Raw genomic sequence first — 23,836 nt, forward strand, 5'->3', positions numbered from 1 at the left:
AGGGTTGCCGGAATGGCCCAACCCCTCTGGCGGCAGCGGGACTTCGCCACCTTCTGGACCGCCCAGACCCTCTCCGTCCTCGGCGACTCCTTCGCGCTGATCGCCCTTCCCCTGCTGGTGCTTCAGGCCACGGGATCGGTCGCGCGGATGGGGCTGCTCACGGCGGTGGGCGGGGCGGCCTCGGTCGGCGCGGGGGTGTTCGCGGGGGTCGTGGTGGACCGGGTCGACCGGCGCAGGCTGCTCGTCTGGTGTGACCTCGTGCGCATGGTGTTGTACGGGGTCATTCCGCTGGTATGGGTTTTCGGGCCGAGGATCTGGCTGCTGTACGTGGTGCTGCCGTTGTGCGAGGCCGTCGGCATGTTGTTCTCCGTCGGGTATGTGACCGTTGTTCGCGGGCTTGTCGGCACCGAGCAACTCACGGAAGCCAACGGGCGGTTGAACGCCAGTGCCGCCGCGGCGGGGGTTCTCGGGCCGCTCGGCGCCGGAATCGTCGCGGCCTGGAGCGGACCGGCCGCCGCCGTCGGTGTGGACGCGGCCAGCTTCGGGGTGTCGGCCGCCTGTCTGGTGTTCGTGCGGTTCCGTGGCCGCCCCGACCCCGAACGGCGGGCGGAGCGGGGCGGGTTGTGGCGGGACCTGCGTACGGGAATCGCCTTCCTCCGTGGGCATCCGGTACTCCGCGCCCTGACCGCGCTCCTCTTCTGCTTCAGCTTTCTCACCCTCGGCCTCAACGACCTGGTGATCTACCACCTCAAGCACGACCTCGGGCACGACGACGGCACCGTGGGCACAGTCATGGCGGTCGGTGCGCTCGGCACGATCGCCGGGGCATTGTTGGTGGCCCGGGTGCGGCGCCGGTTCGGGTTCGGGGTGACCTGGATCGGGGGCGTGGCCGTGTGCGGGGCGGCCTTCGCCTGGCTGAGCCGGGCGGACGACGTGGCGGCCGTGGCGGTGGTGAGCGCCGCGTTCCTGGGCTGCGACCAGATGGCCGGTACGTGTTCCATGTCGTTGCGGCAGGAGGTGACACCGGAGCAACTGCTCGGCCGGGTCACTTCCGCCTTCTGGACCCTCCACTATGCGGCGGCCCCCGTCGGCGCGGCCGTCCTCACCTGGGCTGCCGAGCGGCGCGGCACCGCACCGGTCGCCGTCGTGGCGGGTGCGTGCTGCGTACTGATCGCGGGCGTCGCCCTGCTGACGCCGGTACGGCGGTCCGGCCGGTCCTGAGCGGCTCGCGCGCGCACGCCCAGGGCCGGGCTCTCAGCCGGTCAACCCGGTCAGCCCGCGCAGAGCTTCACGTCCACCGTGTCGCCCTTGAGCACGATCTTCGGGCTGTGGGGAGTGAGCTCGACGACCGAGGCCGGCTTGCAGCCGGGGCTGACCACCTTGACGATCGTGCCGAGTTTGAGCTGGGCCTTCTCGAACTGGCCCTTCGCCGTGGCCAGGTCCTGGCCGGTGAGGTCGACCGCGATGGGCTCCTTGGTGAGGCCGCCCAGGAGGAAGGTGGCCTTCGCGTGGTCGACGGTCGTGGTGGCGGCCGGTGTCGACTGCGAGGCGCTGCCGGAGATGGAGGCCAGCGCCGTGCCGCCGCCCGCCGCGATCAGGGCCGCGGCGAAACCGGCGACGAGGGTGGCCCGCCTGCGGCGGGTGCGGTGGACCATGCCGGCCGTGTCGAAGGCCGGGGAGTCGGTGGAGTGCGCGAAGTCGTTCATGGCGTTGATCAGTTCCTCTTCGAAAGGTGTGCAGCCGGAAGGCCGCGGGTCGTACGAACTCATCGGGTTCCTTCCGTGAGCCGCTGTGGCGAAGGGGCGGAGAGCGCGGGGAACTGGCTTCTCAACTGGCCGATTCCACGGGTGAGTTGGGAGCGGACGGTGCTCTGCGAGATCTTCAGGTCCGCCGCTATCTCGGCGTCGGACAGATCGTGGAAGTACCGCAGCACCACCACCGTCCGCATCCGCATGGGCAGTTGCTGCAGAGCGCGCACCAACTGGTCACGGCTGTCGATCCGTCCGTACTCGTCACCCGGCGCGGCGGGATCACCGTCGACCGGGTGCTGAGCCGTACGGCGGAATCTTCGCCAGCGGTCGTTGGCGAGGTTGACCATGATCCGCCGTACGTACGCGTCCGGGGCGTCCTTGGCGCTGATGACGCGCCACTTGCGGCAGGCCCGCTCCAGGGTCTCCTGGACCAGGTCCTCCGCCGCGTCGCGGCTGCCCGTCAGGACGAACGCGCCCCGGAACAGCGCGGCCGACCGGGCGGCGACGAACCGATGGAAGTCCCCCTCCGTCGATCCAACACCCTTGCTTCCCGCGTCCGTTGCCCACTTGGCTGCCAGATCCACACGCTCCTCCCTTCCTGTCACCCCTCCTCGACGGGAAAGCCCATGGATCTGCTGCACGGCGAAGACGTGACCTGGGTCACGCCGTAGCGGTCACCCGTTCACCCCCGTGTAGTTGCTGAGGCTCCACCGCCACAGCAGGCGCGCCCCGAGATACGTCAGCAGGCCTACGAGGGGTGAGCCCGCCGCCAGCCAGTACGGCACCCCGATGTCGTGGCCGTGGCCGGTGAGCACGGCGGCCGGGAGGAAGGCGACGAACGCGAGCGGAAGGCCGTAGGTGAGGAAGCCGCCCACCGCGCGGGGCAGGACGTTGAGCGGGTAGTTGCCGAAGGTGCCGAGGAGGTCCTCGATCCAGCGGCTCCAGTAGTCCGCGGACGGGAAGCGGAGGGAGGCGGAGGCCACGGTCGTGAAGAGGGCCGCCTCCACGAGCATGCCGCCGATGAGCGCGGCGATCAGATACGCGATGCGGCCCGCGGTCCAGTCCAGGTGGCTGCGGCTGAGCGCGCCGACCATGAGGCCGCCCGCCACCGTGAGGTCGCCGATCGCGTTGGTGGGGAAGTACTCCAGCTGCGCCTGGCGGTGGACCGGCATCGGCCGCACCAGATAGATGTCGATACGGCCTTCCTGGATGTACCGGCCGAGGCCGTGCATACGGCCCAGGAACAGCACCATCAGCCCGTGCGCCATCATCCGGGTCGCCGGGATCAGCAGCACGTCCGAGCTGTCCCAGCCGCCCATTCCGGAGAACCGGGTGAGCAGCACCGTCGCGAACACGATGACCGACACCTGCCAGATCGCGCCGATCGCGATCATCAGCAGGAACTCGGTGCGATATTCCAGCTGGGCACGGAAGTTGAGGCGCGTGATGCGCCATACGATCCGGACGGCTTTCACGCGCATCAACCTCCTTGGGCCACGACCCGGCGGGCGGCGCGCCGCCACAGGAACCGGGTGAACAGGGACAGGAGCGCCACCCAGGCGGCCTGCAGGGCGAGTTGGACCCCCGCGTCGGACAGCGGGATGCGGCCCACATAGATGGAGAGCGGCACGCTCAAGGTCGCCTGGAACGGCAGGAATCGGCTCATCGTGATGAACCAGTCCGGAAAGAACCACAGCGGCGCGTACACACCGGACAGCAGGTTCTGCGCGAAGATCAGGATGAGCATCGCGGCCCCGTTGCGGAGCGTCCAGAAGCACAGCTGGTCGATGAGGAGCATGACGTAGTAGAGGACGAGCTGGCCCAGCAGCATGCTCAGCGCGAACACCCCGCCCACAGCAGGGGACTTGGGCGGTTCCACCACCCCGGCCGCGAGGCAGACGGCGTATCCCGTCAGCGCCCACGCCAGCCCGTACAGCTGCTCGCCGAACGCCCGCAGCGCGTAGTACCGCTGGGGCGGCAGCGGGCGCAGATACCAGTAGATGATCGTGCCGAAGTGCATGTGCTGGAGGACGGTGTCCCGGCCCGCGTACTGGTCCAACTCCCTCAGCCGGGAGGCGAGTACGGCCAGTACGGCGTACGTCACCGCCTGGTCGCGGGTGAGTCCCGCGGTGGTGCCGGTCTGGGAGTACAGGCCGCGCCACAGGGACGCCACCAGCACGATCTGCACGGTCAGCCGGAGCAGGGCGGCGGTGATGCGGGGCGGGGCGAGGAGTTCGCCGAGCGGGGTGACACGGGCGGCGCGCCAGGCGTGCAGGGCGGCCATCTCAGATCTCCTCGGCGTGCGGGCCGGCCTGGACGTACGCGGCCCGCATCACGTCCTCCAACTCCGCCTCGTCCATGGCGACTTCGGTCACCTCGTACCGCTCGATGACCTGCTTCAGCGCCTGGTGGACGGTCGGCGCCTCGGTCCCCTCCGGGCCGAATACCACCTGCGGTCCGTCCCGCCGCACCAGGGCGATACCCGGCAGCGGTACGACCTCGGCGTGCGCGTCGGCCAGCGTCGCGCGGATCTGCCAGGTCGAGCCGAACTTGCGGCGGATCTCGTCGAGGGTGCCGTCCAGGACCAGCCGGCCGTGGTTGATGAGGACGACCCGCTCGGCGAGCCGGGCCACCTCGGTCATGTCGTGCGTGGTCAGCAGGACCGTACGGCCGCGCTCCTCCACCTGATGGCGCAGGAACTCCCGCACCTGCTCCTTGACGACCACGTCCATGCCGATGGTCGGCTCGTCGAGGAAGACGACCGGCGGGTCGTGCAGCAGCGCGGCGGCGAGGTCGCAGCGGACGCGCTGGCCGAGGGAGAGATGGCGGACCCGGGTGTCCCAGAAACTGGACAGTTCGAGGAGATCGTCGAACTCCCGCAGCCGGGCCGCGTGTTGGGCCTTCGGCACCTCGTAGATGTCCCGCAGGATCGAGAACGACTCGCGCACCGGCAGGTCCCACCACAACTGGGTGCGCTGCCCGAACACCGCCCCGATGTTACGGGCGTTGCGTTCCCGCTCCTGGTACGGCACCACGCCCGCGACCCGGGCCTCTCCGGAGGTGGGCGTGAGAATCCCGGTGAGGATCTTGATGGTGGTGGACTTGCCGGCGCCGTTCGGGCCCAGCAGGGCGAGGAGTTCACCCGGGGCGACATCGAACGTGACGTCGGAGACGGCATGTTTGGGCACGCGGTCCGGGTTGACGAGCGAGCGCAGCCCGCCGACGAAGCCCGGGCGCCGCACAGTTGTGTGGAAGGTGCGGGACAGCCCCCGGACCTCGATGCTGCTCGCGTTCACTCGGTCAGCCTTCGCGTGAGCAGGAACAGGGCCTTCATGATGCGGACCTCCTCGTCAGTCGGATCAGCCGGAGCGTCGCCAGCAGCGACGCGGCCGACAACGCGGTCAACAGCCAGGGCACCGCATGGATCCCGGAGGCCTCGATCCCGACCCCGAGCAGCGGCGGAGCCGCCACCCCGCCGACGTTCGAGGCCGCGATCACCCACGCCCCGGCCCGCTCGGCCTGGGGAAGCGCCCTGGTGAGCCAGGCGAAGCCCGTCGGGAAGACCGGTGCGATGAACAAGCCAACACCGGCGTACGCGACCGGTGCCACTCCTTTAACCAGCGTCAACAGCAGACACACCGTCATCCCGGCCGCGCACACCGTGAGGATGCGCTCGGGGGAGTACCGCAGGGTGACCGGTACGACGAGGAAGCGGCCCGCCGTCATCATCAGCCAGTAGACGGAGGTCGCCGACGCGGCCACGGTCGCCGTGTAGCCGACCGTCTCCAGATGCGTGGGCTCCCAGCCGCCGACGCTCGCCTCGACCGCCACATTGAGGACGTAGAGGATCAGGAAGCCGACGAGGACGCGGGACAGACCGAGGCCACCTTTCTCCGTAGGGGCTGGTGGAGCGTCAGATACACGTGTACGTACGCCGATTGAGCCCGCGGACACCAGCACCGCCGCCAGTGCCGCGCACGCCCCGAACGCGTACGGGTAGTCGTCCGGACCGAGCCAGGCCACGACCGCCGGGCCGAGCACCGCGCCGATGCCGAAGTGTGCGTTGAGCACGTTCAGCATGGCGGTGGAACGGTCGCCGAAGCCGACGGCGAAGAGCTGGTTCAGGCCGTAGTCGAGCCCACCGAAGCCGAGACCGCCGAGGAACGCGGCGGCCAGCGCGAGGGGCCAGTTAGGCGCGAGTGCGAAACCCGCGGCGCCCGCCGCCATCAGGCCGTAACTCCAGGCCAGCAGGGCCCTGTTGCTGATCCGGGAGTGGATCGCGTTGAAGGCCAGGACGCCGGCGACGCCACCGGTGAAGTGCAGGCTCAGTCCGAGGGCGGCGGCCGAGGGGGACAGGCCGAACTCATGGCGCAGGCCCGGGATCGCGGGGCCGTAGAGGGCCTGGAGCATGCCGATGAGGACGAAGCCGACGCAGGACGCGACCGCGGCCGACCGGGCGAAGAGCCGGTCGGCCGCAGGCGACGTGCTGACTGTGCCGGTCAACTGGTCCCCGGGGATTCTGTGAACACGAAGGAGAATTCGGCGGGTTCGGCATTCAGGAAGTACTGCGGGAGCGGTCCCGGGCCGCAGGACTGCGAGCCGATGCCGTGCTGGCCGTGGTCGAGGTTCACCCAGACCCTGTCGCCGGGTGTGAGGTCGGTGCGGTGGGCGGCGGCGTCCAGTTGTTCCGTCGTCCAGCGGCGGGCCGTGAACCAGAACTCCGGGTCGCCGTCGATCCGCAGCCCGCCGATCTCCGCCCAACGGACGTCCGCGCGGGCGCCGTTCTCCTGCGGACGGACGTAGGGGGTCTGGAGGCCGTCGACCGTGGACTCCCAACGGCCCAACTGTGAAGCCGACTTGGTGTCCGGGTACCCCTCGCCGGGCCCGCCGCCGAACCACTTCACGCGGTCGGCGCCCGCGTCGAGCCCGAAGCGGATGCCGAGCCTGGGCAGCGGCACCGTCCAGTCGCCCTCGGGTGCCACGGACACCGTCAGCCGCAGCCGCGAGCCGTCCGAGGTCCAGCGGTACACCGTGGCGAGCCCGATCTCCCAGGCGGCGGGCGCCACCCGGGTGCGGACGGTCAGCGCGTCCTCGCCCAACTCGACGCCGTCCAGGCGGTGTCGCATCCGGTGCAGCCCCAACTTGCGCCAGAGCAGGCCGTGGCGGATGTCCGTCTGCCAGGACGCGCCGTCGTCGTTGTCGGTGGTCGCCCGCCACACGTCCAGACGGAGACCGGTGACGTCCACCGCGCCGATCGACTTCAACTCGCCCGTACGGGCGTCGAAGGAGGCCGGGCCGAGCGTGATCCGCCGCTCGCCGAGGACGGGCCCGGCGGTGGCGGAGACATACGGCAATGGGCGCGCCGTGACCGGGATCTGGCCCCAGCCCACCACATGGCCGGCCGGAGCCCACGCGGTGTCGGCGGCCAGCAACGCCCGTACGGTCCACTGGGATTCGGCACCGTCGGACTCCACGGGCGGTGCGGGCAGTTTCACGTCGGCCGACTCGCCGGGCGCGAGCGGCGGCACAGTCAACGGGCCCGACTCGACGGTCTCGCCGTCCACTTGGTAGGACCACTGGAAGGCGAATGCGGACAGGTCGGCGAAGTCGTGCTTGTTGGTGACCCGTACGGAACCCTCGGCGCCGTCGATGGAGATCGGCTCGATGACCTTCTTGTACTCGATCAGGCCGGGGGAGGGGACGCGGTCCGGGAAGAGGAGTCCGTCGCAGACGAAGTTCCCGTCGTGCAGCTCCTCGCCGAAGTCGCCGCCGTACGCGAAGCCGTGGCGCTCGTCCTTGATGCCGTGGTCGATCCACTCCCAGATGAAACCGCCCTGGAGCCGGTCGTACGACTCGAAGAGGCGCTGGTAGTCGGCGAGTCCGCCGGGGCCGTTGCCCATGGCGTGGCCGTACTCGCAGAGGATGAAGGGGAGTTGGCGGCGTTTGTGGGTGCCGCCGTCCAGGTCTTGGCCGATGCGCTCGACCTCGGCGTGGTCGGCGTACATCCGTGAATAGACGTCCGTGTCACGGCAGTTGATGTCGCCCTCGTAGTGCACGAGACGTGAGCGGTCACGGCCGTGGATCCACTCGGCCATGGCGGTGAGGCCGCGGCCGGTGCCGGCCTCGTTGCCCAGCGACCAGATGACGATCGACGGGTGGTTCTTGTCCCGTTCGACCATGCGGGCGGCGCGGTCCAGCAGGGCCGGGGTCCAGCGGTCGTCGTCAACGGGGTTGTCCCGCCAGGCCTGTTCGGTGAAGCCGTGGGTCTCGAGGTCGCACTCGTCGATGACCCACAGGCCGTACTCGTCGCACAGGTCGAGGAAGTCCGGGTGCGGCGGATAGTGCGAGGTGCGGACCGCGTTGATGTTGTGCCGCTTCATCAGCAGCACGTCCTCGCGCATGGTCTCCAGGTCGAGGGCGCGGCCCTTCTCGGGGTGCCACTCGTGGCGGTTGACGCCCTTGAAGAGGGCCGCCTTCCCGTTGACCTTGATCAGGCCGTCGGAGAGTTCGACGGTCCGGAAGCCGATGCGCAGCGGGATGCGTTCGCCCTCCGTCGTCAGCAACCCGTCGTACAGGTACGGGAGTTCGGCCGTCCACGGCCGCACCGGAACGGTGACCGGCTCGCCCGTCGCGACATCGATGTCCAGCGCGGGCACGGTGATCCGGCCGTCGACGTCGGAGTCGACGCGCAGGGTGCCGGTGCCGCCGAGGTGGTCGTAGGAGGCGTGGACGAAGAAGTCGAGGGCGCTGCCCGGCGGGCGGTGCAGCAGGGTGACGTCACGGAAGATGCCCGGCAGCCACCACTGGTCCTGGTCCTCCAGGTACGAGCCCGCCGACCACTGGTGGACACGGACGGCGAGCACGTTGCCGCTGGGCTTGAGCAGGTGGCCGACCGCGAACTCGTGCGGCAGCCGGGAGCCCTTGAACTCCCCGATGTCCGTGCCGTTCAGCCAGACGCGGGCGCAGGATTCCACGCCGTCGAAGCGGAGCACCGCCCCGCCGTCCGAGGGCCACTCGGACGGCAGGTCGAAGACGCGCAGATGGTCGCCGGTCGGGTTCTCGGTCGGGACGTGCGGCGGGTCGACCGGGAAGGGGTAGAGGTGGTTGGTGTAGATGGGGGAGCCGTGTCCTTGCAGGACCCAGTGGCCGGGGACCGTGACCTCGGCCCAGTCCCCGGCGTCGTAGCCCTCCTCGGCGAACGAGTCGTCCTCGGCATCGGCCGTCGCCGACACACGAAGACGCCAACTACCGTTGAGGGACAGTGACTTCGCGTCCGAGGCCGCGTACCGGGCGCGGGGCGGGAGAGCGCCGCTGCCCGGCGAGACGTCTTCGAGATGGTCGACGGCGGTGCTGGAAGTCATGGATCTCCAGGTTTCGGGATGCGGGTGTCGGGAGGCGAGGGTCAGCCCTTGATGCCGGTCTGCGCGATCCCCTGCACCAGCCAGCGCTGGAGGAAGAGGAACACGAACACCAGGGGCAGGATGGAAACTGCGGTGGCCATGAAGATGAGATGGAAGTTGACAGTCTGGTTCGTCATGAACGACGACAGGGCGATCTGCACGGTCCAGGAGTTCGGGTCCTGGCCGATGACCAGCGGCCACAGGAAGGCGTTCCAGCCGCTGATGAAGGTGATGGTGGCGATCGCCGCGAAGAAGTTCAGCGAGTTGGGTACGACGATCCGCCAGTACGCGCCCCAGTAGCCGAGCCCGTCCACGCGCGCCGCCTCCTCCAACTCCTTGGGGAACCCCAGGAAGTACTGCCGGAAGAGGAAGCAGGTGAAACCACTGAAGAGGCCCGGGATGATGAGACCCCGGTAGGTGTCGACCCAGCCGAGGGACGAGACGAGCACGAAACTCGGCACGAAGGTGACGGCCGTCGGCACCATCAGGGTCGCCAGGACGAGGTAGAAGACCTTGTTGGAGTGCTTGTACGGGATGCGGGCCAGGCCGTAGCCGGCCAGCGAGCAGACCAGCAGGGTGCCCACGGTCATCAGGACGGCGACGACCGTGGAGTTCCACAGGGAGCGGCCGAACTGGACGGTCTGGTCGTCGAACAGCTCGGAGATGTTGCCCCATTGGAAGGAGGGCAGCAGCTTCCAGTTCTCGCCGGTGATCTCCTGGTCCGTGGAGAGGGCGTTGCGGACGATCAGATAGAAGGGGAGCAGGAAGAGCAGGGCGGCGATGCCGACGGCGAGGTACAGGCCCGTGTTGCCGAGGACGCTCCCGCGCTTCTTGCGCCGGTTCTTGCCCAACTGTGGTGCGGTGGAGGTCACTTGGACTCCTCCCCCCTTCCGAAGCCCATGATCCTGCCCTGGGCGAGGGTGACGATGCAGATCAGCAGCGACAGGATGACCGCGCCCGCGCTGCCGGCGCCGTAGTCCTGGTTGGTGCCGAGGGCCGCCTTGTACAGCTCCATGAGCGGTGTCTGGGCCCAAGTGGCCTTGGTGCTGATGATGTTGAAGAACTCGTCGAAGGCCTGGTACGCGGCGACGAGCAGCAGCAGGACCACCGCCGTGGACGTGGCGCGGAGTTGGGGCAGCGTGATGTACCGGAAGGTCTGCCAGCCCCGCTTGGCGCCGTCGATCTCGGCGGCCTCGTACAGCTCGGCCGGGATGTTCTGGAGCGCCGCCAGGAACAGGATCATGTAGAAGCCGGCCTGGATCCACAGTCGCAGGCTCACGATGACCAGCCAGTACCAGGGCGGGCTGGGGTTCGCCAGATAGGCGATGTTGTCGACGCCGAACCAGCCGAGGACGGTGTTCATCAGACCGAAGCGGACGCCGCTGAAGATGGACATCTTCCAGATCAGCGCGGCGGCGACGTACGACACGGCGGTCGGCAGGAAGAACACCGACCGGAAGAACGCCCGCATGAACCGCAGTTGGTTGACCAGCAGCGCCAGCCCCAGTGAGAGCGCCCAGGTGGTCGGCACGATGAACACGGCGAACACCGTGAACGTCAGCAGTGAATCAGGGAAGTTGCTGTTGGTCAGGATCTGCTTGTAGTTGTCGAGGCCGATGAAATGGCTCGGTGTGACGGTGTAGCGGGCGTCGAAGAAGCTGAGCCAGATGCTCCATCCGATGGGGACGAAGACGAAGATCACCAGGCCGATGAGGAACGGGCCGGTGAAGAGCCAGAAGTTCAGGGTGGCGTTGGACCGCAGGCCGCGCCGCGGCCGGGACTTGGAGGTCTCGGCCGCGGCGGTCTGGGCGACCCCGCGCGTGGTGGTGGTCGACATCTCGGGTTCCGTCCGCCGGCCTATCCGAACAGCTTCTTGAGCTCGACGTTGACCTTCTTGTCGCAGGCGTCGAGCGCGGCCTCGGGATTGCCGTTCTTGCGGACGGAGTTGGCGATCACGTCGGCGAACGCGGTCTGCATCGTCTGGTCGTAGGCGATGTTGTCGAAGTGGCCGTAGTCCGTGAAGAGCTTCACGCCCTCGGCGGGCAGACCGGACTTGAGCTTGGTGGCCCCGGCGGCGATCGAGGTGCGCGGCGGGATGTGGAAGCCGTAGGAGGTCGCCCAGTCCTCCTGGTACTTCTTCTGGTCGATCCACAGCCACTTGACGTAGGCCTTGGCCGCCTCGACGTTGTCGCCCTTGGCGTTGACGAACATCGACCAGCCGCCGTTGTACACCGACTGCTTGCCCGCGCTGCCGACGCTGGGGAAGGGGAAGATTCCCAGGTCGTCACCGAGCGCCTGCTGCATCGCCGGCATGGACCACATGCCGCCCCACTGGATCGCGCACAGGCCCTGGTTGAGGGAGGACGGGTCCCAGAAGTCGGTCGGCGCGTCAAGCAGCACATGGCCGCTGGTGAACAGCTGGCGGAGCTTCTTGAGGCCCTCGACGACGCCGTCCGTGTGGTACGCGATCTGGTTGTTCGCGTCGATCGTGTCGGCGCCCGCCGACCAGATGATCGGGTTCTGGACCGGGGTGAAGTCGTTGCCGAGGAAGGCGCCCTTGACCTTGCTGGTGGTGAGCTTGGCGGCGGCCTCCAGCAACTCGTCGAGCGTGGTGGGGACTTCGACCTTGGCCTTCTCCAGCATCGACTTGCGGTAGTAGAAGAACTGCGGGTCGTCGATCATCCGGATCCCGTAGATCTTCCCGTCGACCGTGTGCGACTTGATGTCGGCCGGGTTGAAGTCGTCCTTGACCGGATCGATGATGTCGCTGAGGTCGGCCACCTGACCGCTCTTGACCAGCTGCAACTGCGGGTGGAACTCGAAGACGTCGGGTGCCTGCTTGGTGAGCAGGGACGAGAAGAGCTTGGCCTCGAAGTTGTTGCCGGTGATCCAGTTCGTGGTGACGTTGGCCTTGGTGTACGCCTTCGCGTACCGCTTGATGGCCTGTTCCGTGCCGGCCTCGCCGTACGCGTGGAAGTACTGGACGAGCTGCTTGCCCGAACCCCCGCTTCCCCCACGCCCGTTGTTGCCGCCGCACGCGGCCAGCGTGCCGGCCGCGGCCATCCCCGCGGCCGCCCGGAATATCGATCGGCGGGAAAGGTTGCTGTTGCTCATTGCCGACATGGTGACGTCCTTGTCTCTCGCGCGGCTGCGGCTCCACGGCTCAGCTGCCCGTGGCTGAAATCGAGGTGCGGTGCGGGACGTTAACCTTCGCCTAAGGCTTCGGCAAGGGGTTGGACGAAGTCTGTTCGAAGCGTTGTGCAAGGTTCGGAATACCGGACGTGACGAAGGTGCGGACCGCCGCGCGGTCGGCCCGCACCACGCCTTCAGGTCGTCATCAGACCTTCGACCAGGCCTCGTTGGCCCCGCCGTTGCAGCTGTAGAGGATCACTTTGCTGCCGTCGGCTGTCGCCTGACCGCTCACGTCGAGACACTTCCCGGACGCCTCGCCGAGGATCTGCCCGTTGGCGTTCAGCAGCCATCGCTGGCCGGGATCACCCGTGAAGTCGGCGCTGGTCGTCAGCCCCGAACTCCCCACCGTCAGATACCCGTTGGCCCCCTTCAGGCCCCCCTTCGCGTCGTACGACCACGTCTGCTCCGCCCCGCCCGTGCAGGTGCCGATCGCGGCCCCCGAGGCGTCCGCCGTCAGGCACTTGCCGGACTGGCTGCCCCGGAGGGCGCCGGTGACGGCCGTCGAACTCCCTTGGCCCTTGCGGGGTTTCTGGTCGAGGACGTACGTCGTGATGGAGCGCGCGGCGAGGGTCGTGGAGACCGTGGAGCCGCTCACGTCCGGCTCGGCGACCTTCGCCCAGTTCTCCGTGGCCGAGGTCCGCACCGCCTGCGCCGCCCGCACCGGCGTCCTGCTGTTGAAGTGCAGGTTCAGCGAAGTGTCCGTGGTGTTCTGGTTGTTGACCACGACGACCCACTTGCCGTCCCGGTCGTACGAGGTCACCTCGACACCGCTCGGCGCGCCCGTCACGTTGTGCGCGACCGAGCCCGGCCGTACGAACTTGCTGTACTGGCCGAGCGCGTAGTACCGCTTGGTGAAGTACAGGGTCTGGTTGCCGTCCGTCGCGTAGTCGGGGTCGTAGTAGATCAGCCCGTCGTTCCAGCCGACGTCGTTGCGCGCGGCCGGGTCGGTGCCGTAGCCGCTGGCGAGGGCCACCCACCACTGGAACGCCGAGTCGTGTGCGCTCGCGAAGTCCTTGTACATGATCCGGGACATCAGCAGGGCGTTGTCGATCGTCGGGTCGTACTCCTGGTTCCAGCCCGTGGTGCCCTTGCCGAAGCAGCAGATCTCGGTGGCCCAGGAGGGCTTGCCGACCGTCCTCGCCGTCTCGTAGACATTGCCCAACTGGCCGTCGTTCGGGTTGTTGTACGTGTGGTGCGCCAGCTCGGACACGTACTGCGCGGTGTCCGGCTGCGCGATCCACTGCGGGACCTCGGTGCTGAAACTCACCGTGCTGCTCGACTCGTCGGCGATGATGCTGGTCCGCTGCTTCCGGGCCCGCTGCTCGGCGCCCAACGCCCGCACGATGTCGTCGCGTTGGTCGACGGTGACCTGCATGCCCTCCTGGCCGCAGTCGCCGAAGTTGTTGTTGGGCTCGTTGAAGGGGCTGATGTAGTCGAACTTGGCGCCCTGCTCGGCGAAGTGGGCGGTGACGTCGGCGATGTACTTCGCGTAGTCGCTCTCGTTCTCCGGCTTCAACTGGCCGCCGCAGCTCTGCCCGTTGGTCGTCCACTGCGCGGGCGCGCTGTTCACGAAGCCGATCAGGTCCTGGACGCCGTACTTCGCGGCGTACTTGAGGAACGTCCGGCCGCCCTTGTCCTTGCTCCAGTCGTAGCTGCCGTCGGCGTTCAGGAAGTCCTGGGCGGCGCGGGCCGGGGTGGTGACCGCGGCGCCACCGCCGCCGATGTTGTAGCGGTAGGAGGAGAGGTCCAAGCCCTTGGAGGAGAAAAGGAGTTGGGCCACCCGGGCCTGTACCTCGGGCTTGAAGTACTGGAGGTCGTTGACCCACCAGGCGCCGGACGCGCCGATGTTGTCGATGGTCTGGGCCGCGTGGGGGGAGACTTCCGCCGGTGCGACGCCGTCGGCGTTCGCGGGCGGCGCGGATATCAGGGCCCCGGTGACGGCGAGCGCGGCTGCCGCTGTCGCGAGGATCGATCTCCTGGGGTGGGGCTGGGTCACGTGCATCCCTTCCGTCGTCATGAAGGTGGTGCGGTACGGCTCCTTGCCTGGGTGGTGCGGTTCTTGCCGTTCCTCTGTCCCACCGACTGAAGTGCCCCTTCGAGTGCGAACGTTGCCGCTCCGAGGCACGCCGGGTCGGTGGGGATGGGGGAGAGGACGATCTCGGTGGCGGCGAACGGCCGCCTGAGCGCGTGCCGTTGGACGGCCTCGCGCACTTCGTGCAGCAGCGGATCGCCGAGCTTGCGGGCGACCCAGCTGCTGAGCACGACCACTTCGGGGTTGAGGAGGTTCACCAGGTTGGCGATGCCCGCGCCGATGTAACGGGCCGTCTCCCGCACGACCTTGAGGGCCACGGGGTCGTTCGCGGCCACGCCCTGGGCCAGTGCGTCGATCGTCGCCGTCTGGTCCTCGGGGTGCAGCAGCGGGCTCTGCGGGCTCAACTCCCGCAGATTCAGCATGATTCCGGGCGCGCCGACATAGGCCTCGACACAGCCGTGGTTGCCGCAGCGGCACAGCCGTCCGTCCAGGACGAGTGTGGTGTGGCCCCACTCGCCGGCACTGTTGCTCACGCCCCGGTACAGCCCGCCGCCCAGCGCGAGCCCGGCGCCCACCCCGGTGCCCAGGTTGACCACCACCGCGTCCCCGCGCCCGCGCGCCGCCCCGAACCACATCTCGGCGACCGCGCCGGCCCGCAGCGGATTGTCCAGGTAGAGCGGGTAGGCGATGACTTCGGACAGCAGGTCCAGCAACGGCACGTCGTGCCAGTCCCAGTTGGGCGCGTACTCCGAGACACCGGTCTTGCGGTCCACCTGTCCCGGCACGCTCACCCCGACGCCGAGGACACGCGCCGCCTCGACACCGGCCTGCGCGACCACCGACCCGACGGCGGCGGCGACATGACCGACCACCTGCTCCGGACGGCTCTCGCCGGGCCGCATGTCCTCGTCGGCGCGGGCGAGGACGTTCAACGCCAGGTCGAACAGCTCGACATGGACGTACGTCTCCGCGATGTCGACACCGATCAGCGCGCCCCCCGACGCGTTGACCGCCACGAGACCCCGGGGGCGGCCCCCCGCCGAGTCCTCGAACCCGACCTCGGTGATCATCCGCAGGTCCAGCAGCTCACCGACCAGCGTGGCCACCGTGGCCAGGCTCAGCCCGGTCGCGGCGGCCAACTCCTGCCGGGAGGTGGGGGATTCGGCGATGATCTGACGCAGCACCTCGTAGCGGTTCGCGGTACGGATGTCGCGTGATGTGCGCTTCACCGGAGGTGCCCCCACCCTTTGTGCGGTCATGCCGGGGCACGACGGCTCCGGCGCGCGGCAAGGCTATGGGCTGCGGGTGACGTTCGACAAGGGGTTAGGAAAGGGGCTATACAAAGTCGTTCACCCGGTCGTCGGCCCGGTCCTTCGCCGGGCCGCCCGCCGAGTCGTGGACCGGGTCATTCACCGATCACGTCCCGGACGAATGCGTTCGCGAACGTGCCCTGCGGGTCGAGGTCCCGCGCCAGCGCCGCGAAGTCGCCGAGCCGCGGATAGCGCCCGCGCAGCACCTCCGCCGGAGTGGTGAACACCTTCCCCCAGTGCGGTCGCGCGTCGAAGCCGTCCAGCGCCTCCTCCAGCCGCCGCACCACCGGCAGCACCGCGGCCGTGTCCTCGATCCAGGTGAAGTGCAGTGCCACCGTGTCCCGCCCGTAGGAGGGGCTCAGCCACTGCGCGTCGGCGGCGACCGTACGCACTTCGCAGATCTGCAGTACACCGGCGACCGTCTCCCGGATCCCGCCGACCGCATACAGCGCGTCGTATGCGGTCGACCGCGGCAGCAGATACTCCGACTGCAGCTCCGCCCCGCTGCTCGGAGTGAACTCCGCCCGGAAGTGCGGCAGCCGCTCCTGCCACGGCCCCGGCACCCCGAGCTGCTCGGTGGTGTTGACCGCGGGCATCCCCGGCACCGGGTGCAATGCCTCCGTCGCGGGCGCGGCCCACGGGAAGTCGACCGGCGCCTGGTCGGTGCGCCGCTTCAGCCACACCTGGCGGAAGCCCGGCTCCCGCCAGTCGGTGAACAGACTCACGCTGTACGCCGAGGCCGCCACCGTCTCGAAGTCGAGCCCGGCAAGGGGGAGTTCGGTGAAGACGTGCTGCTCGACCTCGAAGGCCGGCTCCAGGTCGAGGGTGAGGGAGGTGACGACACCGAGCGCGCCCAGCGAGGTCACGGCGCCGTCGAAGCGGTCGTCGCCGCGTGCGATCGTCACCGTCGACCCGTCCGCCGTGACGATCTCGACCTCGCGTACGGCCGCCGCGAGCGAGCCGTTGCGGACGCCCGAACCATGGGTGCCGGTGGCCACCGAACCGGCCACCGAAATGTGCGGCAAGGATGCCATGTTGGGCAGTGCGAGCCCGTGCTCGGCCACCCGGCGGGCCAACTCGGCGTAACGGACGCCGCCCGAGACCCGTACCGTCCGGGCCTCCGTGTCCACGTCGAACTCGGGCGGCAGCGCGGCGATCGACAGCAGGGTGCCGTCGGGGCCCGGCTCGGCGATCTCGTTGAAGGAGTGGCCGCTGCCCAGCACCCGTACCCGCGCGCTCGCGGCCACGAGGGTCCTGAGCGCGTCGAGTGTGTGCGGGCGGTGGAGTTCCTTCGCCGCGTAGGTGATGTTGCCGGCCCAGTTGGTGACCGTCTCCGTCATGCCTGCCGTCCCTCCGCGAGCGTGCGTTTCCCCCTGACCCTCTCACCTGTCGACGACTGGTGCGGATTTCGTTGTCTTGGGGTGGCATGGACTACCTTATGGGCAAATCCGTCGCCATTTTTCTACGGTATCGGTAGTCTCCGGCGGTATGAGCGACCGCCTGCCTGAAACCGACCTCACCCGTCACCGCCGGCTCCGTGAACAGGGCAGCCTCGACCGTGCGGACCTGGACGCGATCCTGGACGCCGGTTTCGTCTGCCACCTCGGGGTCGTGATCGAGGGGCGGCCGGTAGTAGTCCCCACGGTGTACGGGAGGGACGGGCGGCGGCTGTATCTGCACGGGTCCGTCGCGAGTCGTAGCCTCGCGGGTGGAGGCCCGGTGTGCGTCACCGTCACGCATGTCGACGGGCTGGTGCTGGCCAGATCCGTCTTCGAGCACGGGGTCAACTACCGCAGCGCGATGATCCACGGGGTGCCCCGCAAGGTCACCGACCCGGACGAGAAACTGGCCGGCCTGCGCCGCCTGACCGAACACGCGACGCCGGGGCAGTGGTCGTACGCCAGGCAGCCGAACCGCAAGGAACTCGCCGCCACCACGCTGCTCGTCCTCGCGCTGGACGAGGCCTCCGTCAAGATCCGCACCGGCGGGCCGGACGACGGCGACGGTCCCGACGCGGAACTGGGCCTGTGGGCGGGAACCCTGCCGCTGACCTCCACCTGGGGCGCGCCCGTGCCGGACCCCGTGCTGCCGCCGGGTATCCCGGCGCCGGAGCACATCGCGCGCCGCGAGGGAACCGGGCGGGGCTGACCCTGCAAAGGCCTCTCGCTCTTTGTCCGCCCCTGTGGCGCTCCCACGCCGCTACGGGGCGGTGCCGCCAGGGATGTATTGCCGCCCGGACCTGGCCTGCCTGACCTGATCGGCCCGCCCCGACCTGGCATGCCTGACCTGATCGGCCCGCCTCGGCCGCCCCGCCGCGATCTGACTGCCCCCTCCCGGTCTGACCGGCCTGGCCCGAGCCGGCCGGCCCTCCCGGCTCTCCCGGCCCTCCCGGCCCTCCCCGGTCGTCCGGCCCGCCTAGCCCCGACCTGCCCCAACCCCGCCCACCCCCATGCCCTCAGGGGCGCGGGGTCGTGACATTTGCGGCTTCGCCGCGGGGCGCGCCCAGCCACAACGCACCCGCACCCCGCAGACAACCCGAGCCCCACCCCCCGACCGCCCGCCGCGCCCCGCCCGAACCGCACCACACCGCGCCCCCCGCTCCCACCACCGAACCGCCGGGGGCATACCGTGAGGAGTCGTACGTCCGAGCAGGGCGCACGTGCCGGGAGGAGATACGGGATGGGCAGCCGCACCGCACTGGTCGAGGATCTGATGGAGCGCTTTCCGCATGTGCCGCGGGAAGCCGTCTTCAAGGAGGACCTGCTGCGCGGGGGTGTCGCCTTCGACCCGTCCGCGCTGAGCGACAACGAGGGCGGCGAGGTCAAGCCGAAGTCGTACTTCATCTTCTCCTTCGACCACGGCACCCTGCCGGAGCTGGGCGAGGCCGCGCTGCGCCGCCCGCCGGAGGAGATCATCCTCACGGGTGGCCCGTACGACCTGAGGCGGACCGTCGTCTCCGTGCGGGTGAACCCGGCGTCGCCGTACCGGGTGGCCTCCGACGAGGACGGGGTGCTCGGGCTCTATCTCGACGGGAAGCGGATCGCGGACGTCGGTGTGCCGCCGATGCCGGAGTACTACAAGCACAAGCTCGCCAACGGGAAGTCCGTCATGGAGGTGGCCCCGACGATCCAGTGGGGCTATCTGATCTACCTGACCGTCTTCCGGGTCTGCCAGTACTTCGGCGCCAAGGAGGAGTGCCAGTACTGCGACATCAACCACAACTGGCGCCAGCACAAGGCCGCCGGTCGACCGTATACAGGAGTCAAGGACGTCGAGGAGGTCCTCGAAGCCCTGGAGATCATCGACCGCTACGACACCGCGAAGGTGTCGACCGCATACACCCTCACCGGCGGCGCGATCACCAAGACGGTCGCCGGGCGCGACGAGGCCGACTTCTACGGCCACTACGCCAAGGCCATCGAGGAGCGCTTCCCGGGCCGCTGGATCGGCAAGGTCGTCGCCCAGGCGCTGCCGAAGGACGACGTACAGCGGTTCAAGGACTACGGCGTGCAGATCTACCACCCCAACTACGAGGTGTGGGACGAGTACCTGTTCAAGCTGCACTGCCCGGGCAAGGAGCGCTACGTCGGCCGCGCCGAGTGGCACAAGCGCATCCTCGACTCCGCCGAGATCTTCGGCGCGCGCAACGTGATCCCCAACTTCGTGGCCGGCGTGGAGATGGCGGAGCCGTTCGGCTTCAAGACCGTCGACGAGGCGATCGCCTCCACGACCGAGGGCCTGCGCTTCTTCATGTCGCAGGGCATCACGCCCCGCTTCACCACCTGGTGCCCCGAGCCGACCACCCCGCTGGGCAAGGCCAACCCGCAGGGCGCGCCGCTGGAGTACCACATCCGGCTGCTCGAGGCCTACCGCGCCACGATGGAGGACTTCGGGCTCAAGTCCCCGCCCGGATACGGCGAACCGGGCCCCGGCCGCGCGGTCTTCTCCGTCAGTTCCTTCATGGACAGCCTCCCCGCCGAGGAGCCCGCGGCTTTGTAAGGTAACGGTGTGGACAACTCCTGCTACGGGTGAGACGGGAGAGGCTCGGACACGTACAACTGCACAGAGGCGACTGACGGTTACCGTAATTGAATACCCGGCTTGTCAGTTGTGTGGGACGCGTGAAAGGCTCTGGCCCTGTCACGAGGCAGCCCCCCTCCAACTTGCTTACTGTCAGAGCTAGTTGGCCGTCATTCGTGGATGCAGGAGACCCATGCCCGACCTGCCGACTCCTCAGGACGCCGCTGAGGCCGCGCTGTTCACCGAGTGCTGGGACGCCGTGCTGTCCTACGCCGACCTGTGCACATCCGGCGCCGCCTCGGCCACCGAGCTGGCGAGCGAGGCCTTCGCACTCGGCATACAGGAGGCCCGTTCCGCCGGGTCCGGCCCGATGCGCGGCCCGACCCGTCGCGTCCTGCCGGTGATACCGCTGCTGCTGACCGCCGTACGGACCACGGCCGCGGAGTGGGAGTTCGCCGGGCGGGGGCACCGGCTCGACCCCGACCTGCGGCTGTGGCTCAACTCGGAGAAGGCGGCCCGCTTCCACGGCATGCCGTTGCAGCGGCCGATCGCCCTGCGCGGGCTGCGGGACCTGCAGGAGCCGGACGCGGCGCTGCTGTGGCTGGCCGAGGTCGAGGCGCTGCCGCTGACCGTCGTGGCCCGCCGCCTCGGTCTCGACCCGGCGATCGTCTCCGGTGAACTCGCCCAGGTGCGCGGTCTGTTCAGGGACCGCTGCCACCGCAACCACCTCGACTCCCCGATGGCCGCCGAGTGCCGCAGCTACGCCCGGCTGCTCGACGCGGTCACCCGCTCGCCGTCCGCCGACACCCCCGAGGACCTCTCGCGCCACCTCGCCACCTGCGTGCAGTGCGCGGAGGCCGCCGCCTGTCTGCGACTCCAGGGCGGCGGACTGCCGTCGGCCCTCGCGAGCGGAGTGATCGGCTGGGGCGGGCTCGCCTATCTGGAGCGCCGCCGCCGCGCCGCCGAGGTACGGCTCGGCGCCGGGCGCCCCGTGGCCGAACTCGAGGCCGGGGAACCGAAGGAGGGCGCGAGCAAGGCGCGTCTCGTGCGCAACGGACTGCTCGTCGCCGCCGTCCTTCTCTCGTTCGTGGCGCTCGGGGTGTCGATGATGCCGATGGGCGGCTCCGGGCGCGAGAACACGGCCAGCGACGACGCCGACAGCCAGCCGGTGATCGACCCCGGCTCCACCGTGGCCTCCGTCGGCACGCACCCGTCGACCACGCCGTCCGGGTCCGGCCGGCCGACGGCGAGCGACAACAAGGCGTCCGCCTCGCCCAGCGACAAGAACCCCGACACCGAACCCCAGGGCACCGCCTCGGCCACCGCGAGCGACGACCCCGCGCCGACCACCAGCGCGTCGGCGCAGCCGCCCGCCGCGGCGAGCTGCGACGTCACCTACGACCTGGTCGGCCAGTGGAACGACGGCTTCCAGGCCACGGTCACCGTCAGCACCACCAAGGCCCTCGACAACTGGCGGGTCGCCTGGTCCTACCGCGACGGCCAGCAGGTCACGCAGATGTGGGACGCGAGCGTCGCCCAGGACGGCTCCCGGGTCAGCGCCACCGCCGCCGACTACAACAAGAACGTCGCCGCGAACGGCAGCCTCACCTTCGGCTTCCTCGGCACCTGGAACAACAGCAAGAACTCCGCGCCGTCCGGCTTCACCCTCAACGGGGCGGCCTGCGACTAGTTCTGACGGCGAGTCAGGGAGCTCGTGGCACTGACCGCCGTAGCGCGGCAATTTACTAAGGCAGGTTGATAAACTAGCCTTAGCGTATGAGCGACGAAGACCTGGATCCCGAAGCGGTCGCCTCGGCCCTGATGACGAGCATCGGCGTGCTGCTGCGGCGGGTGCGCCAACTGCCGGTCGGGGGCGGGCTGACGATGCCCGAGCGGGCCGCCCTGGCGCAGCTGGACCGCAGCGGCCCCACCACCTCCTCGGCGCTGGCCCGGGACGCGCAGATCACCGCGCAGGCCATGGGGGCGACGCTCGGCGCGCTGCGGACCCGGGGGCTGGTCGAGCGCCGCCCGGACCCGGAGGACGGCCGGCGCGTGGTGCTGACGGTGACCGACGAGGGCCGGCAGGCCCTGCGGGACAAGCGCAACGCGCGCGCCGAACTCATCGGCCGAGCCCTGACCGGCGGCACCTTCACCCCGGCGGAACTGAAGCAACTCGCCGCAGCCGCACCGCTGTTGGAGCGACTGGCCCAGAACATCTGACGCCGACGGTGCCGGAGGAAGCAAGCGCATGACGAAACCTCCCAGGACGCGCACCCCGCGTCGTACGGCCGCCGGGGACCGCTACAAGTGGACGGCGCTGACCAACACCACCGCCGCGGTCTTCATGTCCGCGCTCGACGGCTCCATCGTGCTGATCGCCCTGCCGGCCATCTTCCGCGGTGTGCACTTGGACCCGCTCGCCCCCGGCAACATCGCGTATCTGCTGTGGATGATCATGGGCTACCGGCTGGTCCAGGCCGTCCTCGTCGTCACGGTCGGCCGCCTGGGCGACATGTACGGCCGGGTCCGGATCTACAACTCCGGGTTCGCGGTCTTCACCTTCGCCTCGGTGCTGCTCTCCTTCGACCCCTTCGACGGCGGCCACGGAGCGATGTGGCTGATCGCCTGGCGCGTGCTCCAGGCCGTCGGCGGCTCGATGCTGACCGCGAACTCGGCCGCGATCCTGACCGACGCCTTCCCCGAGGAACAGCGCGGTTTCGCCCTCGGCATCAACCAAGTCGCCGCGCTGGGCGGCATGTTCATCGGTCTCGTCGCCGGCGGACTGCTGTCGGCCTGGGACTGGCGGGCGGTGTTCTGGGTGAACGTCCCCGTCGGCGTGTTCTTCACCGTGTGGGCCTACCGCACCCTCCGCGAGACCGCCGGACGCGACGGCGGCCGTATCGACTGGTGGGGCAACATCACCTTCGGCGTGGGCCTCAGCGCCACCCTGATCGCGATCACCATCGGCCTCCAGCCCTACGGCGGCCACACCATGGGCTGGACCAACCCGCTGGCCGACGCGCTGATCGCCGGAGGACTGCTCCTGCTGGCGGCCTTCGTCGTCATCGAGAAACGCGTCTCCGCGCCGATGATCCAGCTCGGCCTGTTCCGCCAACGGGCCTTCACCTTCGGCAACTTGGCGGGCCTGGCCATCTCCATCGGCCGCGGCGGGATGCAGTTCGTGCTGATCATCTGGCTGCAGGGCATCTGGCTCCCGCTGCACGGCTACGACTACGCCGACACACCCCTGTGGGCCGGCATCTTCATGCTGCCGCTCACCGCGGGCTTCCTCGTGGCCGGACCCGTCTCCGGCTACCTCTCCGACCGGCTCGGCTCACGCGGCCTGGCCACCGGCGGCGCGCTGCTCTTCGGCGCGAGCTTCCTGGGCCTGATGTGTCTGCCGATCGACTTCGGATACGGGATCTTCGCGCTGCTGATCACCGTCAACGGGATCGCCAGCGGGATGTTCGCCTCCCCCAACTCCTCCTCGATCATGGGCAGTGTGCCCGCGAGCCTGCGCGGTGTCGCCTCCGGAATGCGCGCCACCTTCCAGAACTCCGGCACCGCCGTCTCCATCGGCGTCTTCTTCTCCCTCATGATCGCCGGACTGGCCAGGAGGCTCCCGCACACGCTCACCGCGGGCCTGGAACAGCAGGGCGTACCGGCCCACATCGCCACCCAGGTCGGCGAACTGCCCCCGGTCTCCTCCCTGTTCGCCGCCCAGCTCGGCGTCAACCCGGTCCAGCACCTGCTCCGGCCCAGCGGCGCCCTGACCCACCTCACCGCCGCGCAGCAACACACCCTCACCGGAAGCGAGTTCTTCCCGACCCTGATCTCCGGGCCCTTCCACTCCGGCCTGGTCATCGTGTTCGCCTTCGGCGCCACGCTCGCGCTGCTCGCGGCGATCCCGTCGCTGTTGCGGGGTGCGAACCCGGCCGCGCCGGGGACCTCGGGGCGGCCGCGAACGTCCGCCGCTGAGGCGTTGGCACGGCGAGCGTCGGCTGCCAAGGCTCCGGGACCGCGCGCGTCCGCCGCTGAGGCGTCGGCGCGGCGAGCGTCCGCCGCTAAGGCTCCGGGACCGCGCGCGTCTGCCACTGAGGCTCCGGCGCGGCGATCATCTGCTGCCAAGGC

General features: G+C 69.5%; 19 protein-coding genes. 6 read left to right on the top strand and 13 right to left on the bottom strand.

Features of this window, described 5'->3' with window-relative positions:
• The first annotated feature begins 12 nt into the window (after positions 1–12).
• Positions 13–1,221 carry an MFS transporter gene (locus SSP08S_RS30995; protein ID WP_019071544.1) on the top strand — a complete coding sequence of 403 codons (1,209 nt, stop codon included), beginning with the start codon at positions 13–15 and terminating at the stop codon, positions 1,219–1,221.
• Between the two features lie 50 nt (positions 1,222–1,271).
• On the opposite strand, the gene SSP08S_RS31000 is transcribed toward SSP08S_RS30995, so the two are convergent.
• From SSP08S_RS31000 to SSP08S_RS31060, 13 genes are all read right to left on the bottom strand, one after another.
• Positions 1,272–1,769 carry a PASTA domain-containing protein gene (locus SSP08S_RS31000; protein ID WP_019071545.1) on the bottom strand — a complete coding sequence of 166 codons (498 nt, stop codon included), beginning with the start codon at positions 1,767–1,769 and terminating at the stop codon, positions 1,272–1,274.
• A complete protein-coding gene (locus SSP08S_RS31005) occupies positions 1,766–2,335 on the bottom strand; it encodes a SigE family RNA polymerase sigma factor (RefSeq protein ID WP_019071546.1) in 570 nt (189 codons plus the stop codon). Before SSP08S_RS31005 ends, SSP08S_RS31000 begins: the two co-directional genes overlap by 4 nt.
• Before the next feature lie 90 nt (positions 2,336–2,425).
• Positions 2,426–3,232: an ABC transporter permease gene (locus SSP08S_RS31010; RefSeq protein WP_019071547.1), complete on the bottom strand. Its 807-nt coding sequence runs from the start codon at positions 3,230–3,232 to the stop codon at positions 2,426–2,428.
• Positions 3,232–4,035, bottom strand: a complete 804-nt coding sequence (locus tag SSP08S_RS31015) for an ABC transporter permease (protein WP_019071548.1) — start codon at positions 4,033–4,035, stop codon at positions 3,232–3,234. Before SSP08S_RS31015 ends, SSP08S_RS31010 begins: the two co-directional genes overlap by 1 nt.
• A 1-nt stretch (position 4,036) precedes the next feature.
• Positions 4,037–5,047, bottom strand: coding sequence for an ABC transporter ATP-binding protein (locus SSP08S_RS31020; protein ID WP_019071549.1), 1,011 nt, complete (start codon positions 5,045–5,047; stop codon positions 4,037–4,039).
• Between the two features lie 34 nt (positions 5,048–5,081).
• Entirely contained in the window at positions 5,082–6,254 is a 1,173-nt protein-coding gene (locus tag SSP08S_RS31025; protein WP_019071550.1) for an MFS transporter, read from the bottom strand.
• Positions 6,251–9,112, bottom strand: coding sequence for a glycoside hydrolase family 2 TIM barrel-domain containing protein (locus tag SSP08S_RS31030; RefSeq protein WP_019071551.1), 2,862 nt, complete (start codon positions 9,110–9,112; stop codon positions 6,251–6,253). Before SSP08S_RS31030 ends, SSP08S_RS31025 begins: the two co-directional genes overlap by 4 nt.
• Positions 9,113–9,153: 41 nt before the next feature.
• The gene (locus SSP08S_RS31035) at positions 9,154–10,023 is read right to left on the bottom strand and encodes a carbohydrate ABC transporter permease (protein WP_019071552.1); all 870 of its coding nucleotides are present in this window, start codon (positions 10,021–10,023) and stop codon (positions 9,154–9,156) included.
• Positions 10,020–10,988, bottom strand: a complete 969-nt coding sequence (locus SSP08S_RS31040; RefSeq protein WP_019071553.1) for a carbohydrate ABC transporter permease — start codon at positions 10,986–10,988, stop codon at positions 10,020–10,022. The genes SSP08S_RS31035 and SSP08S_RS31040 overlap by 4 nt, the downstream gene beginning before the upstream one ends.
• 20 nt (positions 10,989–11,008) lie before the next feature.
• Positions 11,009–12,274, bottom strand: coding sequence for an ABC transporter substrate-binding protein (locus tag SSP08S_RS31045; protein ID WP_026178977.1), 1,266 nt, complete (start codon positions 12,272–12,274; stop codon positions 11,009–11,011).
• Positions 12,275–12,488: 214 nt separating this feature from the next.
• Complete coding sequence (locus SSP08S_RS31050) at positions 12,489–14,345, bottom strand: glycoside hydrolase (protein ID WP_026178978.1); 1,857 nt, start codon at positions 14,343–14,345, stop codon at positions 12,489–12,491.
• Between the two features lie 11 nt (positions 14,346–14,356).
• The gene (locus SSP08S_RS31055) at positions 14,357–15,604 is read right to left on the bottom strand and encodes an ROK family transcriptional regulator (protein ID WP_019071556.1); all 1,248 of its coding nucleotides are present in this window, start codon (positions 15,602–15,604) and stop codon (positions 14,357–14,359) included.
• A 176-nt stretch (positions 15,605–15,780) separates the two neighbouring features.
• The gene (locus SSP08S_RS31060) at positions 15,781–17,025 is read right to left on the bottom strand and encodes an FAD-binding protein (protein ID WP_019071557.1); all 1,245 of its coding nucleotides are present in this window, start codon (positions 17,023–17,025) and stop codon (positions 15,781–15,783) included.
• 148 nt (positions 17,026–17,173) lie between these two features.
• On the opposite strand from SSP08S_RS31060, the gene SSP08S_RS31065 reads away from it, so the two are divergent.
• The 5 genes from SSP08S_RS31065 to SSP08S_RS56205 form a co-directional block, all read left to right on the top strand.
• On the top strand, positions 17,174–17,833 hold the full coding sequence (locus tag SSP08S_RS31065; protein WP_019071558.1) for a pyridoxamine 5'-phosphate oxidase family protein: 660 nt from the start codon (positions 17,174–17,176) through the stop codon (positions 17,831–17,833).
• A gap of 531 nt (positions 17,834–18,364) precedes the next feature.
• A complete protein-coding gene (locus SSP08S_RS31070) occupies positions 18,365–19,684 on the top strand; it encodes a radical SAM protein (RefSeq protein ID WP_019071559.1) in 1,320 nt (439 codons plus the stop codon).
• A 214-nt stretch (positions 19,685–19,898) separates the two neighbouring features.
• Entirely contained in the window at positions 19,899–21,395 is a 1,497-nt protein-coding gene (locus SSP08S_RS31075; protein WP_019071560.1) for a cellulose-binding domain-containing protein, read from the top strand.
• Between the two features lie 86 nt (positions 21,396–21,481).
• On the top strand, positions 21,482–21,925 hold the full coding sequence (locus tag SSP08S_RS31080) for a MarR family winged helix-turn-helix transcriptional regulator (RefSeq protein WP_019071561.1): 444 nt from the start codon (positions 21,482–21,484) through the stop codon (positions 21,923–21,925).
• Between the two features lie 28 nt (positions 21,926–21,953).
• The coding region (locus tag SSP08S_RS56205; protein ID WP_019071562.1) for an MFS transporter at positions 21,954–23,836 on the top strand (1,883 nt) is incomplete at its 3' end.

The organism is Streptomyces hokutonensis, from assembly GCF_000376565.1.
Classification (GTDB): Bacteria; Actinomycetota; Actinomycetes; order Streptomycetales; family Streptomycetaceae; genus Streptomyces; species Streptomyces hokutonensis.

What these genes read in the sequence shown, in the direction of transcription:
- SSP08S_RS31060 (WP_019071557.1), bottom strand. Translation starts at nt 17,025, where the DNA reads ATGACGGAGACGGTCACCAACTGGGCCGGCAACATCACCTACGCGGCG.
- SSP08S_RS31000 (WP_019071545.1), bottom strand. Translation starts at nt 1,769, where the DNA reads ATGAGTTCGTACGACCCGCGGCCTTCCGGCTGCACACCTTTCGAAGAG.
- SSP08S_RS31065 (WP_019071558.1), top strand. Translation starts at nt 17,174, where the DNA reads ATGAGCGACCGCCTGCCTGAAACCGACCTCACCCGTCACCGCCGGCTC.
- SSP08S_RS31070 (WP_019071559.1), top strand. Translation starts at nt 18,365, where the DNA reads ATGGGCAGCCGCACCGCACTGGTCGAGGATCTGATGGAGCGCTTTCCG.
- SSP08S_RS31045 (WP_026178977.1), bottom strand. Translation starts at nt 12,274, where the DNA reads ATGTCGGCAATGAGCAACAGCAACCTTTCCCGCCGATCGATATTCCGG.
- SSP08S_RS30995 (WP_019071544.1), top strand. Translation starts at nt 13, where the DNA reads ATGGCCCAACCCCTCTGGCGGCAGCGGGACTTCGCCACCTTCTGGACC.
- SSP08S_RS31080 (WP_019071561.1), top strand. Translation starts at nt 21,482, where the DNA reads ATGAGCGACGAAGACCTGGATCCCGAAGCGGTCGCCTCGGCCCTGATG.
- SSP08S_RS31040 (WP_019071553.1), bottom strand. Translation starts at nt 10,988, where the DNA reads ATGTCGACCACCACCACGCGCGGGGTCGCCCAGACCGCCGCGGCCGAG.
- SSP08S_RS31030 (WP_019071551.1), bottom strand. Translation starts at nt 9,112, where the DNA reads ATGACTTCCAGCACCGCCGTCGACCATCTCGAAGACGTCTCGCCGGGC.
- SSP08S_RS31015 (WP_019071548.1), bottom strand. Translation starts at nt 4,035, where the DNA reads ATGGCCGCCCTGCACGCCTGGCGCGCCGCCCGTGTCACCCCGCTCGGC.
- SSP08S_RS31075 (WP_019071560.1), top strand. Translation starts at nt 19,899, where the DNA reads ATGCCCGACCTGCCGACTCCTCAGGACGCCGCTGAGGCCGCGCTGTTC.
- SSP08S_RS31010 (WP_019071547.1), bottom strand. Translation starts at nt 3,232, where the DNA reads ATGCGCGTGAAAGCCGTCCGGATCGTATGGCGCATCACGCGCCTCAAC.
- SSP08S_RS31050 (WP_026178978.1), bottom strand. Translation starts at nt 14,345, where the DNA reads ATGCACGTGACCCAGCCCCACCCCAGGAGATCGATCCTCGCGACAGCG.